Source organism: Streptomyces sp. NRRL B-24572, assembly GCF_002156145.1.
Taxonomy (GTDB): domain Bacteria; phylum Actinomycetota; class Actinomycetes; order Streptomycetales; family Streptomycetaceae; genus Streptomyces; species Streptomyces vietnamensis.
Window position 1 is genome coordinate 1 of the sequence record NZ_MWIG01000590.1, and the last position, 14692, is coordinate 14692.

General features: G+C 74.2%; 11 protein-coding genes and 1 pseudogene. 10 read left to right on the top strand and 2 right to left on the bottom strand.

Annotated elements, in window-relative coordinates; translation table 11 throughout:
- From CCN56_RS30870 to CCN56_RS30905, 8 genes and pseudogenes are all read left to right on the top strand, one after another.
- Positions 1-205, top strand: a pseudogene (locus CCN56_RS30870) (polyketide synthase); the annotation flags it as partial.
- A complete protein-coding gene (locus CCN56_RS30875) occupies positions 199-1929 on the top strand; it encodes an acyl-CoA dehydrogenase (RefSeq protein WP_086831223.1) in 1731 nt (576 codons plus the stop codon). The pseudogene CCN56_RS30870 and the gene CCN56_RS30875, both read left to right, overlap by 7 nt.
- A gap of 31 nt (positions 1930-1960) precedes the next feature.
- A complete protein-coding gene (locus CCN56_RS30880; RefSeq protein WP_086831224.1) occupies positions 1961-2269 on the top strand; it encodes an acyl carrier protein in 309 nt (102 codons plus the stop codon).
- Positions 2269-5277 (top strand): type I polyketide synthase, encoded by a 3009-nt coding sequence (locus CCN56_RS30885; RefSeq protein ID WP_086831225.1) that lies wholly within the window; start codon positions 2269-2271, stop codon positions 5275-5277. The genes CCN56_RS30880 and CCN56_RS30885 overlap by 1 nt, the downstream gene beginning before the upstream one ends.
- Before the next feature lie 7 nt (positions 5278-5284).
- Complete coding sequence (locus CCN56_RS30890) at positions 5285-6331, top strand: 3-oxoacyl-ACP synthase III family protein (protein ID WP_373412921.1); 1047 nt, start codon at positions 5285-5287, stop codon at positions 6329-6331.
- 5 nt (positions 6332-6336) lie between these two features.
- Positions 6337-8232 carry an HAD family hydrolase gene (locus tag CCN56_RS30895; RefSeq protein ID WP_086831226.1) on the top strand — a complete coding sequence of 632 codons (1896 nt, stop codon included), beginning with the start codon at positions 6337-6339 and terminating at the stop codon, positions 8230-8232.
- Positions 8229-8465, top strand: a complete 237-nt coding sequence (locus tag CCN56_RS30900) for a phosphopantetheine-binding protein (RefSeq protein WP_086831227.1) — start codon at positions 8229-8231, stop codon at positions 8463-8465. Before CCN56_RS30895 ends, CCN56_RS30900 begins: the two co-directional genes overlap by 4 nt.
- Complete coding sequence (locus CCN56_RS30905) at positions 8462-9313, top strand: 4'-phosphopantetheinyl transferase superfamily protein (RefSeq protein ID WP_086831228.1); 852 nt, start codon at positions 8462-8464, stop codon at positions 9311-9313. Before CCN56_RS30900 ends, CCN56_RS30905 begins: the two co-directional genes overlap by 4 nt.
- A gap of 21 nt (positions 9314-9334) precedes the next feature.
- Here CCN56_RS30905 and CCN56_RS30910 read toward each other — a convergent pair whose 3' ends face one another.
- On the bottom strand, positions 9335-10369 hold the full coding sequence (locus tag CCN56_RS30910) for a LuxR C-terminal-related transcriptional regulator (protein ID WP_086831229.1): 1035 nt from the start codon (positions 10367-10369) through the stop codon (positions 9335-9337).
- A gap of 186 nt (positions 10370-10555) precedes the next feature.
- Here CCN56_RS30910 and CCN56_RS42720 point away from each other — a divergent pair, with 186 nt between their 5' ends.
- Entirely contained in the window at positions 10556-10765 is a 210-nt protein-coding gene (locus CCN56_RS42720) for a hypothetical protein (RefSeq protein ID WP_143664672.1), read from the top strand.
- Positions 10766-10832: 67 nt separating this feature from the next.
- Here the strand turns inward: CCN56_RS42720 and CCN56_RS30915 are convergent, their stop codons facing one another.
- Entirely contained in the window at positions 10833-11504 is a 672-nt protein-coding gene (locus CCN56_RS30915) for a 4'-phosphopantetheinyl transferase (RefSeq protein WP_086831230.1), read from the bottom strand.
- 407 nt (positions 11505-11911) lie between these two features.
- Between CCN56_RS30915 and CCN56_RS30920 the strand changes: the two genes are divergently transcribed.
- A complete protein-coding gene (locus CCN56_RS30920) occupies positions 11912-14650 on the top strand; it encodes a LuxR family transcriptional regulator (RefSeq protein WP_086831231.1) in 2739 nt (912 codons plus the stop codon).
- The last annotated feature ends 42 nt before the right edge of the window (positions 14651-14692 follow it).

Consider the following 14692-nt stretch of genomic DNA (forward strand, 5'->3'; position numbering starts at 1 on the left):
CGTGCCGGCCGGCACGGTGCGCCGCACCACCAGCGGCAAGATCCAGCGGTCCCTCATGCGCGCGCTGTTCGTGGAGGGCACCCTGCGGGCCCGCCACGAGGTGCTCGACCCCGCCGTCGAGGCCCTCGTCCGCTTCCGGGGCACCGCACTCGGCGACGACCTGCTGAGCCCGGAACCGGCCGGCGGGGGGAGCGGCCGGTGGTGACCGCGCTCGCCGCCCGCGGGACCCACACCCGGGCGACCGAGCTGGAGTACGCGCTGGGCGACCCCGCGGACCCGGCCAACCCGGTCGGGTACGCCTCGCTGCTCGCCGCCGACCGGGCCGCCGAACGCTTCACGGCGGGCGAGGAACTCCTCGACGACGAGCGGGTGTTCGCCGAGTTCGTGCCCACCGGACTCGGCGGGCGCCTGGACTCCTTCGAGGACCTGGTCGCCGTCATGCGCCCCGTGTTCCGCCGGGACGTCGGCCTCGCCATGGGCTACGGCATGATGAGCTGGATGGCCGCGTCCGACGTGTGGACGACGGGCACGGGGGAGCAGCGGCGCCGGCTGGCCGGCATCCTGCTGTCGGGCGGCAAGGCCGCGATCGCCCAGCACGAGACGGCGCACAGCAACCAGTACGTACGCAGCCAGGTGACCGCCGGGGCCGTCGGCGACCGGCTGCTCCTGAACGGCGCCAAGCCGCTGATCAACAACCTGGAACGGGCCCGCGCCCTCGTCCTGTTCTGCCGTACGGACGCCGACGCCGGCAGCCGCAGCCACTCGGCGCTGCTGCTCGACCCCCGGGCCCTGCCGGCGGACCGCGCGACGCTGCTGCCCCGCCACGTGTCGGTGGGGCTGCGCGGCTGCCGCTTCGCCGGGCTCGACTTCCGGGACTGTCCGGTGCCCGCCTCGGCCCTGCTCGGCCCGCTCGGCAGCGGGGTGACGACGGCCCTGAGGTCCTTCCAGATCAGCCGTACCGTCATCGCCGCGCTCGCGGTCGGAGCGGTGGACACCGTGCTGCGCACGGCCGTCGGGTTCGAACGGTCCGAGCGGTCGCGCCCCCGGCACGTGTCGGACCCCGACACCGACCGCGCCTCGGCCGCGACCACCGGCGCCTTCGTCGACCTGCTGCTGTACGACAGCCTCGCCACGGTCGCCACCAGGGCCCTGCACCTGCTGCCCGAGCAGACCAGCGTGTACTCCGCCGCCCTCAAGTACCTGCTGCCGAAGGTGCTCACGGAGACGATGTACACCCTGTCGACGGTCCTAGGCTCCGGCATCTACCACCGCGAGGGCACCCTCGGCATCTTCCAGAAGCACATCCGCGACGTACCCGTGCTCAGCCTCGGGCACGCGGGGTCCGCCGCCTGCCAGGCGACGATCCTGCCGCAGCTGCCCCGGCTCGCCCGGTCCTCGTGGTTCCTGGAGGAGGCACCGCCCGCCGCCCTGTTCCGCACCGGCGGGCCGCTGCCGCCGGCCGCCGCGGAGCGGCTGGACATCGCCTCGGGTCGCGACGCCCTGAGCGCCTGCCTTCCCCTCATCGCCTCGGACATCACGGGCGACGGACCCGGGGAACGGGCCCTGGCGGCGATCGCCGCCGTGCTCGTGGACGAGTTCCGCGACCTGAGGGACCGGGTGCGGGCCCTGGAGCGCACCCAGCCCCACGACCTCTTCCCCGTGGCCGGGTTCGCCCTGGTCGACCGCTACGCCCTGCTGCTCGCCGCCTCCGCGGTCCTCGGGGTGTGGCGCCACGCCGGAGACGGCGGCGACCCGTTCCTGGCCGACGCCTCCTGGGCGGCGGCCGCCCTGCACGTGGTGGCCCGCAGGCTCGGGGCCCGCCCGCCCGACCTGCCGCCCGAGTGCGCGCGGCGCGTCCGCCAGGAGATGCTGCTGCGCTTCGGCGCCCAGCTCGGCTTCGACCTCTACAACACCCCCGTGTGCGGCTGACCGCCGGCGGCGCACCGCGAAGGAGTTCCCCATGACCGCTCCCACGAGCAGCCACCCGTCCGACCCCGACGTCCCCCTCGACGTCTGGCTCCTGGACCGCGTCGCGGCGTACCTGCACCGCCCGGCCGACACCATCGAGCCGGACGTGCCGCTCGCCGAGTACGGCATGGACTCCGTCATGGCCATGAGCCTGTGCGGAGACCTGGAGGACGAGCGGGGCCTCGAGGTCGAGCCCACCCTACTGTGGGACCACCCCACGATGGACGCCCTGCGCTCTCACCTCGCGCCGTCGGCCGCGGCTTCGGGCGCTCCGGGTGCTTCGGGCGGGAGGAGTCGCTGATGGGCGACATCGCGGTCGTCGGCATCGACTGCGTGTTCCCGGGTGCCCGTGGCGTGGACGCGTACTGGGACCTGCTGATGCGCGCGCGCGACGCCGTCGGGGAGCTGCCCGACGGGCGCTGGGACCGCGCCGCGTTCCCCGGTGTCTCCCTGGGCGGGTTCGTCGAGGACATCGACGCCTTCGACCACGGCTTCTTCTCCGTGTCGCCCCGCGAGGCGGCGGCCATGGACCCGCACCAGCGGGTGCTGCTGCCCTGCGCCTGGCGGGCGATCGAGGACTCCGGCACGTCGCCCACCGCGCTGGCCGGCACGGACACCGGCGTCTTCGTCGGCGTGATGGGCGGCGAGTGGGGCCGGCTGACGCTGTCCGACCATGACGCGGTGACCCCCCAGCTCGGCGCGGGCAGCAGCGCCGGAATGATCGCCAACCGGGTCTCGTACCACCTCGACCTGCACGGACCGAGCCTCGCCGTCGACACGGCCTGCTCCTCCTCGCTCGTCGCGGTCCACCTCGCGGTCAACGCGCTGCTCGCGGGCGAGTGCGCGACGGCCCTCGCCGCGGGGGTGAACCTGGTGCTCTCCCCGACCCTCGGCCTGGTGTACCGGCAGCTCGGCCTCGCGGCCCCGGACGGCCGGTGCAAACCGTTCAGCCGGGAGGCCGACGGCATCGGACGGGCGGACGGCGTGGGCGTCGTCGTCCTGCGGCGCCTGGAGGACGCGCTCGCCGACGGCAGCAGGATCTACGCGGTGATCCGGGGCAGCGCCGTCAACCAGGACGGGCGCAGCAACGGCGTCACCGCCCCCAGCCGCTGGTCGCAGCAGAAGGTGCTGGAAGCCGCGTACCGCCGCGCCGGGGTGTCCCCGGACGAGGTGCGCTTCCTCGAAGCGCACGGCACGGGCACGGCGCTCGGCGACGCGATCGAGTGCGCGGCCCTGGGCTCCGTGCACGGGGTGCCCCGCGACGAGCCGTGCGCCATCGGATCGGTGAAGGGGAACCTCGGCCACACCGAGGGCGCGGCGGGCATCGCGGGGTTGATCAAGACCGCCCTCGCGCTGCACCACCGGATCGTGCCCGCGAGCCGCTTCGCCGACCGCGAGAACCCCCGGCTGCGTCTCGCGGAGCGCGGACTGCGGCTCCTCAAGTCCCCCCTCAGGTTGCCCCGCCACGGGACCGTGGCCGGGGTGAGCAGCTTCGGCATGGGCGGCACGAACGCGCACGTCGTGCTCGCCGGCGCACCGCGGACCACCGCCCCACCCGCCGCGGCGGCCCGGGCGCACGACCGACGGACGCCCGCAGCGGGCGTGTTCACCCTCACCGCGGACTCGCCCGACGCACTGCGCCGCAACCTCGCCGCGCAGGCGGAGACGGTGGGCCGAGGGCCGCGCACCGGGGCGGCGGCCCTGTGCCGGAGCAGCAACCGCGTCAAGACCGGGCTGCCGTACCGCTTCGCGGTCACCGCCCGCGACACCCGGCAGCTCGCCGCGGCGCTGCGCGCGGCGGCCGAGGCAGAGCCGACGGCCCGCACGCCGCGCCGGCCGCGTTCGGAACCGGTCGTCGCCCTCCTCTTCACCGGCCAGGGCAGTCAGTTCGCCGGCATGACCGCGGGCCTCCACCGGGAGTCGCCCGCGTACCGACGCCACCTCGACGAGGCCGACGCGGCACTCGCCCCGTACACCGGGACGTCCGTGCGCGAGCTCCTGCTGTCGGGCGACGAGCGGGTGCACGAGACGCGCCACGCACAGCCGGCGCTCTTCGCCGTGGGCTACGCGCTCGCCCGGACCCTGACCGACCTGGGCGTGCGGCCGGCGGCCGTACTCGGGCACAGCGTCGGCGAGTTCGCCGCCGCCGTGGTGGCGGGCGCCCTCGGACTCGCGGACGCGGCACGCCTGGTCGCGCGCCGGGGCACGCTGATGGGCGAGCTGCCTCCCGGCGGGGCGATGCTGTCCGTGCACGCCGGGCAGGACCGGATCGCCGGGCTCCTCGCCGAACTCGACGGGGCGGCACCGGAGGTCTCGCTCGCCGCGGTGAACGGTCCCCGGGACGTGGTGCTCGCCGGTGACGCCGGGGAACTGCGCCGCCTCGACGGGACCCTGCGCGGACGGGGGCTGCGCACCCGGCTCCTCGACGTGTCCCACGCCTTCCACACCGCCGCGCTCCGCCCCGTCCTGGAGCGGTTCGGGACCGAGGCGGGCACCGTGCGCCCGGCACGGCCGCAGGTCCCGTTCGCCTCCACCCGGTACGGCCGCATGCTGGGGGACGATCCCCTCGACGCCGCGTACTGGGTCGCGCAGGCCGTCGAGCCCGTACGGTTCGGGGCGGCGCTGGCCGCGCTCGTGGGCGAGACGGCGCCGACGCATCTGATCGAACTCGGGCCCCGTCCCCAGTTGCTGCCGTTGGCCGGGCGGTCGGGACTCGCGGCCGGTGTCGACTTCCTGCACCCGGCACCCGGCGCCGACGCGGCGGGGGCCGAACTCGCCGAGACCGTCGCGGCGCTGTACCGGGCCGGCCTCGACCCGGACTGGGACGCCCTGTACGCGCCGGGGGACCGCAGGACCGAGCGCCCGGCCCCGTACGTCTTCGACGGGGGCAGCAGGTTCCCCCGCGGCCACCGGGGCCCGGCGGCGGCCGTGACGCCGGGGGAGGACCTCGCCCCCGCCCGTGGGACCGAGGCGGGCCCCGTACCCGTCCCTGTGGCCGAGGCGGGCCCCGTCCCCGTGGCCGGGGCGGCCAAGGCGACGGCGCGCCGCCCGGCGGGCTCCGTGCTCGCGGCCGTCGTCGACGCGGTGACCGAGGTCGGGGGCTATCCGCCGGGCGAGATCGTGCCGGAGGCCCGCTTCTACGAGGACCTCGGCTTCGACTCCGTCATGATCATGCAGCTCAAGGACCGGATCGAGGCGGGGCTCCCCTCCCTGGGGGAGCTCTCCGTCCCGCGCATGCTGCCGGCGCTGCGCTCGGTCGCGTCGCTGGCCGACCACCTGAACGACCTGCTCGTCGCCGAGGCGGCGTGAGAGCGGGATGAGGGAGACCACCGTGGAACGCACCACCATGGAACGCACCGCGTTCATCGCCGCCACCGGAACGGCCCTGCCGGGCGAGCCGATCGGCAACACCGAACTCGGGGCCGCGCTGGGGGTGAGCGACGAGTGGATCGACGTGTTCGTCGGCACCAGGACCCGGTACTTCGGACGGGACCTCGTCACCGGGGAGATCCGCGACACGCTCGCCGACCTGTGCGCCGAGGCCGGGGCGGAGGCGCTGGAGCGCAGCGGCCTGGAGACCGGGGACATCGAGTTCCTCGTCCTGGCGACCGCGACCCCGGACAGGCTGCTGCCCACGACGGCGGCGCAGGTCGCCGACCGGCTCGGCCTCGACCACCTGCCGGTGTACCAGCTGCAGGCGGGCTGCTCCGGTGCCCTCCAGGCGGTGGAGCTCGGCCAGAAGCTGCTCGCCGCGGGCGCGGGCGCCGGACTCGTCGTCGGCGGTGACGTCACCCACCGGCACCTCGACCTGCACGGCCGGGTGGCCCGGCTGCCCACCCGGGAGCTCGTCAACTACGTCCTCTTCGGCGACGGGGCCGGCGCCGCCGTCCTGACGGCGGAACCGGCCGGCGACGCGGTGGCCGTGCGCGGGCTCGTCCACCGCATGGCCGGACTGGGGCGCGAGCCGGGCCAGTTGATCGACTGGTACGGGATCACCGACCGCGACACCCCCCGGCCGCTGCTCGCCGAGGACTACAAGGCGATCGAGGAACACGTGCCCGGCATGGCGGTGGAACTGCTGTGGGACGTCCTCGGCGAGGCCGGATGGCGGCCGGAGGACGTCGACCACCTGCTGCCCCCGCAGCTGTCGCGGCGGATGACCGAGCGGATCGCCGAGCGGCTCTCCCTGCCGGACGCCCATGAGGTCAGCTGCGTCACCGACACGGGCAACACGGGGAACGCGCTGCCGTTCCTGCAGATCGACCTGCTCCTGCAGAAGATGGCGCGGGGCGAGCGGGCCGTGGTCCTGGCAGTGGAGTCCAGCAAGTGGATCAAGACCGGGCTCGGTCTGGAGAAGGTCTGAGGCACATGGAGAGGAACGTTCTCGACCAGCTGCGCGAACTGCGCGCGCAGGGCGGCCTGGAGGCCGCCTACGACTCCGTGGCCGCCCTGCTCGGACGGGCCGAGATCGAGGACGACGCCGTCGCGCTGCGGCGCGTCGGACGGCTGCTCGCGGGAGTGGACCCGCGGCGGGTGCTCGCCCGTCATCCGGCGACGCCCGTCGTCACCGTGGCGATCACCGGACAGTCCACGGTGGCCCCCGTCGTCGATCCGCTCACGGCGGAGCTGGCCAGGCACGGCATCCTGCTGCGACCGGTCCTCGGCGACCACGGTGCGTACGTCCACGACCTGACGGACCCGGCGGGCCGCTTCGCCGGCGCCGGGCACGACCTGGCCCTGTGCCTCCTCGACGCCGAGACCGTCCTCGCCCGGGTTCCCGAGGTGTGGCGGCCCGAGGACGTGGAGCGGGCGGCGGACGAGGCGCTGCGCCTCCTCGCCGACGTCGCCGCCGCCCACACGGCGCTGTCCGGGGGCACCCTCGTGCTCAACACGGTCCCCCTGCCGCGCTCCTGGAGCCACCAGCTGGTCGACCACCGCTCCAGGGCCGAACTCGGGGTCGTGTGGCGCGACTTCAACAGCAGGCTGCTGCGCATGTCCGCGACGGCGCCCGGCCTCGTGGTGATCGACCTCGACCCGCTCGTCGCCGAGGGCGGCCCCGTGCACGACCTCCGGCTGGCCCACTACGCGGGGGCCCGCCTCGGGACCCCCTTGCTGGCCGCCTACGCGCGGGAGGCGGCGCATCTGGCGCGCTCGCTTCGGGGGGCGACCCGCAAGTGCCTGGTGCTCGACCTGGACCACACGCTCTGGGACGGCGTGCTCGCCGAGGACGGGCCCGACGGGGTCGCGGCTGCGGGCACCGACCGCGGCGAGGCCTTCGGAGCCTTCCAGCGCGTCGTGAAACAGCTGGCCTCGCAGGGCGTCCTGCTCGCGGTGAGCAGCAAGAACGACCGGGACGAGGCGGTCGCCACCCTGCGCGACCATCCGGACATGCGGCTGAGGGACGGCGACTTCGTACGGATCGACGCCGACTGGGAGCCCAAGGACGGGCATCTGCTCGACATCGCAGGACACCTGGGCCTCGGGACCGACGCGCTCGTGTTCGTGGACGATTCCGCGGCGGAATGCGCGCGCGTACGGCGGGTGGTGCCGGAGGCGGCCGTCGTACGGCTCGACGACGAACCGGCGACGCACGTCTCCCGGCTGCTGCGCGACGGCTGGTTCGACCGCGTGAGCCTGACCGAGGACGACCGGGACCGGAACCGTCGCTATCGCGCCGAGGCGGGACGCCGTGAGCTGAGGCTGAGGACCGGAGCGGCGGAGGACTTCCTGCGGGACCTCGGGATCGAGGTGGAGGTCGGCCCGCCGCATAGACACGAACAGGCCAGATTCGCCCAACTCACCCAGCGCACCAACCGGTTCAATCTGGCCGGACGGAGGATGACGGAGGCGGAGGTCTCCGCGGCGGCCTCCGGACACGATGGCGAACTGCTGCTCGCGGTCCGCTCGGCCGACCGGTTCGGGGACAGCGGCCTGGTGGGCGCGCTGCTCGCCCGCCGCACCGGGGACGCGCTGGACGTCGAGAACGTGTGGCTCAGCTGCCGGGTGCTGGCGCGGGGGATCGAGCAGGCCCTCCTGGGGCACGCCCTGGAGCTGGCCCGCGCGTCCGGCTGCACGGAGGTGAGGGCCCGGTACGTGCCCACGCCCAAGAACGGGCGGGCGGCGGACTTCTACCCCTCGATGGGATTCGCAGAAGTGTCCCGCCGGTCAGGAGAGACGCTCTTCGCGCACGACTTGATCATGATTCCGGCCATGCCCGCACACCTCCGCACACGATCGAATCCGGCCGGGGGAGGAGCGGCGTGAATCCACGGAACCTCGACGAGTTCCTGCTTCTGCTCCATGATGAGTTCTCCATTGACCTGCGGGAACGAGGAGCAGGTACGTACCTGGCCGACGTGCCGGAGTGGGACTCCGTGCTGCTGCTGCAACTCGTCACCGTGCTGGAGGAGGAGACGGGACGCCGGCTCCCGGTTCGCCCCCTCTTCGAAGCACGGACGTTCGAACAGATCTATGCCTTAGTGAAGGAGCAAGGATGACCGTCCCCGGAGGCGCGGCCGTGGGGCCGCCGCTCACCGTGCCGGTGGAGGTCGCCGACTGTTCCGACGCCGCCTGGGAGCAGGTGCGGCAGGACCTGCGGCAGAGCGGCTCGGCGCTGCTGTGGGCCCGGCTCTCCGGCCTCGGGGTGCGGGTCCCCGAGGGTGACGCGCTGCGCGAGCTCCTCGGCCGCGACTGGTCCCGCTATCTCGAACTGGCGCACGCCGAGGTCCGCCGGCGTTACGCGGCCTCGCGGATCCTCCTCAAGTGCGCGGCGGGCGCCGTGCTGCGCAGCGCGCCCGAGCAGCTGGAGCTGGCGTACGGTCCGACCGGCCGGCCCTATCTGCGGGGCTGCGACCAGGTCGACATCAGCCTCAGCCACACGGGCGACCTGCTCCTGGTCGGCCTCACCACGCGCGGACTCATCGGCGTCGACGCCGAGCGGGTGGACCGGCAGATGTACGGCGGCGGTCTCGGGCGCCACGTGTGCACGCCGTACGAGCTGATCACGCTGGCCCAGCTGGACGAGCCGGAGCGCAATCCCAGCCTGGTGCGCCTGTGGACCCTCAAGGAGGCGTACAGCAAGGCGATCGGGCAGGGGATGAACTTCCGCTTCACCGAGTTCGGCTTCGGGCCCGACGGCCGTCCCGTCCAGGTGCAGCGCCCGGACGGCACGACCGGGACCGGGGACGAGTGGGGGTTCAGGACCTTCGTGATCGACGAGGAGTACTGCGTGAGCGCCGCGGTCTACGACGCGGGGTTCGGCTCCTCGGCGGACACGGACATCACGACGATGCTGGACCGGGACTGCGCCGAGGCCATCGTCGAGGCCCTCGGCGGGCGGGCGTAGCCGGGCGGGGCGGGCGCGCCCTCAGAGCAGGTCCCCGATGCTGTTGAGCATCCCGGACATGGCGACGTTGAAGCCCGCCTGGAAGCGGCTGGTCGCCTCCAGCTCCTCGGTGATCTCTGCGATGTGACGCCGGCAGGTGCGGACGGACATGCCCAGGCGCCGGGCGACCATCTCGTCCTTGTACCCCTTGGACATGAGCCGCAGGATGGAGTGCTTCACCCCGTCGTCGGTGGTCGGCGTCCTGGACATGTCCGGCACGAAGGGCGTGGCGCCGTCCCAGAGGTACTCGAAGACCGAGCAGAGGAACGCCACCAGCGTGGGCTCGCGCACGACGGCGGCGCCGGGCGTCTGCTCCTGGCAGTCCACGCGCTCCGGGAGGAAGGCGATTTCCCGGTCGTAGATGAAGATGCGGTCGATCACCTCGTCGGCGGTGCGGACCTCGGCGCCCGCCTCGGTCACGTCGCGCACGTACGCCCGGGTGGGCAGGTCGCTGCGGGCCGTGTGCTGGTAGAGGGTGCGCAGCCGGACGCCCCGGTCGAGCATCTCCTGCGCCGCCTCCCGCGCCGCGGGCAGCACCTCGGCGGGGCGGGGGCCGCCCGGCTGGATGATGAGCAGTTCGCTGCGGCACTGCTGCCGGCGCTCGTCGATCATCGACTGGACGAGTCCCGGGTCGCTGATGAGGTCGAAGGCCTCCACGCGGTTCCGCTCGCGGCGGCCCTCGAAGTAGAGGGGGGTCAGGGACAGCAGCTTGGTGCGCACGTCCGTCACGGCGTGCTGGAGGTCCCGTATCTGACGCTCGGCGGCCCCGACCAGGTCGGCGGCGGCCACGTCCGGTCCGACCGGCACGAGGACCGAGGGGTCGCCCGGCATGGGCTGGAGGAGCTTCAGATGACGGAGTATCTGCTCCGTGCGGCGGACCTCCGCCGGACCGAGGGCGAGGTGCTCCGCGATGGCCTCGTGGTCGAACATCCCGATGCGGACGGCCTGTCCGTAGGCGCTGGCGCTGATGTCGTCCAACTCGGCGAAGCCCGAAGCGGAATCCTCTCTTCTGCCCATCTGTACCGCTCCCCCGGTTCGGCGAATTTGTTGTCATGCAACTTTACGCCACCGTCTCGAGCTTGGTCGGCGACGTGATCGCAGGGCAAGGTGATCTCCGACGGACGGGGCGGCGATCCAGGGTTCATTGGTGGACCATTCAATCAATGCCTCTTTGAATACTCTTGACCATTTGGGGGAGAAGACATGGGGATTTCCGTGCAGAGGATCGGGCAGCGCGTCATGGGTGCGGCGGTCGTGGCGGTCGTGGCCGGCCTCTTCGCTGCGGGCGGCGCGCAGGCGGCGACCTCCTCGGAGCCCGTGCTCGCCGGAGCGTCGGTGGGCGTGCAGATCGACCTGGCCGGAATCGGCGCCTCGGTCACGGCGGCCTGCCCCGAGGACGACCGCTGGACCTGATGCCCCGCCCCCGCAAGGGCAGATGAGACGCAAGGCTCTCCGCGGTGACCACGCGGGGAGCCTTTCGTCATGCCGGGACCAGCACGTCCGCGGTGTGCGCGATCGCGGTCACCAGGACACCCCCTTCGGCGGCCCACCGGCCGGCGAACGCGCGCGGGGCGTCCCCCAGCGGGCCGGCGTCCGCGAGGAGACGCACCCGGAAGGTCCCCTCCACCGGATCCAGGGTCACCAGCGCCTCCTCGAAGCCGAGTTCACGACCCGTCAGGGGGTACCAGGTCTTGAAGACCGACTCCTTGGCGCTGAACAGGAGCCTGTCCCAGGACGTCCCGGGACGCGTCCGAAGGAGCCCGGCCACCTGGCGGTACTCCTCCTCCAGCGCGATGACCTGCAGGATCCCCTCGGGCAGCGGCTCGTCGGGCTCCGCGTCGATGCCCACGGACGCGACGTCGGAACGCCGGGTGAGGGCCGCCGCCCGGTATCCGGCGCAGTGCGTCATGCTGCCGGCGAGCGACGGAGGCCAGCCGGGAGCACCCCGGTGACCGGGGACGACCGGAGCCGGCGGCAGCCCGAGACGGGCCATCGCCACCCGCGCGCACCAGCGGACCGCGGCGAACTCGGCGCGGCGCTTGGGGACCGCGTCACGGACGCAGTCCTCCTCCTCGGGATAGAGCGCGAAACCCGCCGGGTCGCTCCTGACTTCGACGGCGGCGACCTGGGGCGGCAGCAGAGAGGCGAGCATGGAGTCCCCGATTCCTCGACGTGACGGACGTTCTCCACGCTCGCGACACCCCGCCCGCCCGGCGAGCGGCGACAGGGCCCGCGACCACCACCACCCGCCGCCGGGGGCCGGATCCGCCACCCCGCTGCCATGCCCCGAGCACGGACCGACCGGTCCTGCCGCGCACCGGGCAGCCGGCCGGCCGGACCTTGCCATGGGGTTGCCATATGCGGCACCGGCAGCCCATTCCCACCGGGTGAAAAGCGGGAGCGGGGCGGCGGGCAATTGCTGCCGTGCAGCTTGCGGCCACCGTCCGGAGCCAATGTCCGGCCGTGGCCGAATCGCATAATTCCGAGGTGACGCATTAACGGCCGGAGAGGCCGGTCAATGCGATCCGACCGGTAGTTGTGTGATAGCGGGGGCGCTTCATGAATCTTGTGGAACGAGCAGTGGAACGCGAAGCACTGGAATCCGCGCTCGCCGACTGCGCGGCGGGACGCGGGACCACGGTCCTCGTCGAGGGACCCGTCGGATGCGGCAAGAGCGAACTGCTCGCCCTCACGGCCGAACGCGTCGCGTCGCACGGCGGCATCGTGCTGCGCGCCACGGGATCGGCCGCCGAATCAGACCTGCCGCTCGGCGTGCTCAGCCAGCTGGCCGCCGGGGCGCCTCCCGGCGCGCTCGACCCCCGCCAGGACGGCGCGGGCGGGCTCGGCGAGTCGATGGAACTCTTCAGCGCCGCCGTACGCCGACTGGCCGCGACCGGCCCGGTCGCGATCTGCGCGGACGACTGGCAGCACGCCGACCACCTGTCGCGCCAGTACCTGCTGCACCTCGCCCGGGCCGCCGGGACGGCGGGAGTCCTGGTGGTCCTCGCACGCCGCCTCGACGGCCGGGACATCGACCCCCTGCTCGGCACCGAACTGATACGGCTTCCGCGACTCGTACGCCTCGCCCTCTCGCCGCTGAGCCGCGACGCGGTGGGCGAACTGCTGCGGGGCGAAGGCATCGGGACCGAGGAGGAGGCGGCCCCACTGCACCGCGCCGGAGGCGGAAACCCGCTGCTCCTGCGGGCGCTCCTGCAAGACCTCCGCGGAGCGGGGGAGGACCGGGAACCGCGACCGCACGGAGCCTTCGGCCACGCGGTACTGGCCTGCCTGCAGCGCAACGGCCCCGGAACCGTCCGGCTGGCGAACGCGCTCGCCGTACTCGACGAGTCGGCCACCCCCGACACCGCCGCACGGCTCCTCGGGGAACCGGTCGCCCACACGGCCCGGGCGGCCGAGGCCCTCGCCGCCGCCGGCCTCCTGGACGGCACCCGCTTCCGGCACCCCGCCGCACGGGCCGCCGTGCTCGACCGCATGACGCCGGCCGAGCGCACCGCCCTGCACCGAAGGGCCGCGGCCGTCACCCGCGACGCCGGCGCGGCCGCGCCCGTCGTGGCCGAACACCTCGTCGCGGCCCGGGACACCACCCCGGACTGGGCCGTACCGCTCCTGCAGAGCGCCGCCGCACAACTGCTCTCCTCGGGACGGGCACGCAGCGCGCTCGCCTGCCTGGAACTGGCGGGGGAAGGCGCCGTCGGCGCCGACGAACACCTCGACAACCGCCTGCGCCTCGCCGAGGCCGCCGCCCGGATCGACCCCGGCGACGCGGAACTCCGGACGACCGAAGCCCTGGAGACCGTCCGCTCCACACGGCCCGGGCCGGGCCGGATCGGCGCCCTGGCCCGGCTGCTCATCGGCCAGGGCCGGCTCGACGAGGCCGACGAGGTCCTGGGACTGCTCGACGCCATCGACCGGCAGGCGGCCGGGACCTGGTCCCAGGCCCGCCGGACGCCGTCCGCCGGCGGCGCGGACACCGACCCGACGGACGGCCTCTCGGCCTTCCCCCGGCGGACCGGCACCCGCGGGCACCGGGCCCCGTCGGAGGAGGACGGAGGGCCCGGGCTCCGGGAGGCGGCACGGGAACCGGCCGGACCGCCCACGGCCCTCTGGCACCTGCCCGAAGGCGGTCCGGCCGCGGCGGCCGCCGCCGAGGCCTTCCTGCGGGGCGCCGCCTCCGGCCGCGCCACCATCGAACCCACCGTGCAGGCCCTGAGGACCCTGCTGTACCTCGGCGGAGCCGCCAGGGCCCTGCCGTGGTGCCGCGACCTCGTGGCCGAGACCGAGCGGCGCTCCGCCCCCGGCTGGGCCGTGCTCCTGCGCGCCCTGCACGCCGAAGCCCTGCTGCGCCAGGGCGACCTGGACGGAGCGGAACGGGAGGCGCTCGCCGCACTGGGATCGGTGCCCCGGTGGCCCGGCAGCGCCCTCACGAGCGGCGTCGCCGGCACCCTGATGCGGGCCCGGCTCGCCCTCGGCCGTACCGACAGCGTCGCGGCGGAGCTGGCCCGCCCGCTGCCGGACACCGCCCTCGACAGCGTGCACGGACTCTCCTACCTGCGCGCCCGCGGCCAGTTCCACCTCGCCACCAGCCGCTACCACGCCGCCCTCGGCGACTTCCTGGAGATCGGCCGGCGCATGCGGCGCTGGGGCCTTGACCGGCCCGTCGTCCTGCCCTGGCGCACGGACGCCGCCGAGGCCCTCCACCGGCTCGGCGAGGACGCCCAGGCCGAACGGTTCGTCACCCAGCAGCTCGCCACCCCCGACGCGGCCGACCCCTGGGTGCAGGGCATCTCCCTGCGGCTGCGCGCGACCGGCCAGGAACCCAGGAGACGGCAGGCGATCCTCGCCCGTGCCACCGAAGCCCTGAGACGCTCCGGCGACCGCTACGAACTGGCCCGCGCCCTCGGCGACTTCGGCGCCTGCCTGCAGGAGGGCGGGGAATCGGCCCGGGCCGCCATGGTCAACCGGACGGCCTGGCACCTCGCCGACGAGTGCGGTGCCCACCCGCTGCGCAACACCATCACCCTCGTCGGCACCCCGCCGGCTCCGGCGCCCCCCACGGTCACGGCCTCGCACGCGGAACGGGCCGAGCAGCTCAGCGACTCGGAGCGGCGGGTCGCCGCCCTCGCCGTGCGCGGCGACACCAACAAGGAGATCGCCGGGAAGCTCTTCATCACGGTGAGCACCGTCGAGCAGCACCTGACCCGGGCCTACCGCAAGCTCGGCATCACCCGCCGGCAGGACCTGCCCGTGGAGCTCCAGCTCATCGCCGCCGAGGTCTGACGATCCGTCGGCGAGGTGCCAGGCCGTCCGGTTGACCATGGC

What these genes read in the sequence shown, in the direction of transcription:
- CCN56_RS30880 (WP_086831224.1), top strand. Translation starts at nt 1,961, where the DNA reads ATGACCGCTCCCACGAGCAGCCACCCGTCCGACCCCGACGTCCCCCTC.
- CCN56_RS30905 (WP_086831228.1), top strand. Translation starts at nt 8,462, where the DNA reads ATGACCGTCCCCGGAGGCGCGGCCGTGGGGCCGCCGCTCACCGTGCCG.
- CCN56_RS42720 (WP_143664672.1), top strand. Translation starts at nt 10,556, where the DNA reads ATGGGGATTTCCGTGCAGAGGATCGGGCAGCGCGTCATGGGTGCGGCG.
- CCN56_RS30895 (WP_086831226.1), top strand. Translation starts at nt 6,337, where the DNA reads ATGGAGAGGAACGTTCTCGACCAGCTGCGCGAACTGCGCGCGCAGGGC.
- CCN56_RS30890 (WP_373412921.1), top strand. Translation starts at nt 5,285, where the DNA reads ATGAGGGAGACCACCGTGGAACGCACCACCATGGAACGCACCGCGTTC.
- CCN56_RS30920 (WP_086831231.1), top strand. Translation starts at nt 11,912, where the DNA reads ATGAATCTTGTGGAACGAGCAGTGGAACGCGAAGCACTGGAATCCGCG.
- CCN56_RS30885 (WP_086831225.1), top strand. Translation starts at nt 2,269, where the DNA reads ATGGGCGACATCGCGGTCGTCGGCATCGACTGCGTGTTCCCGGGTGCC.
- CCN56_RS30915 (WP_086831230.1), bottom strand. Translation starts at nt 11,504, where the DNA reads ATGCTCGCCTCTCTGCTGCCGCCCCAGGTCGCCGCCGTCGAAGTCAGG.
- CCN56_RS30910 (WP_086831229.1), bottom strand. Translation starts at nt 10,369, where the DNA reads ATGGGCAGAAGAGAGGATTCCGCTTCGGGCTTCGCCGAGTTGGACGAC.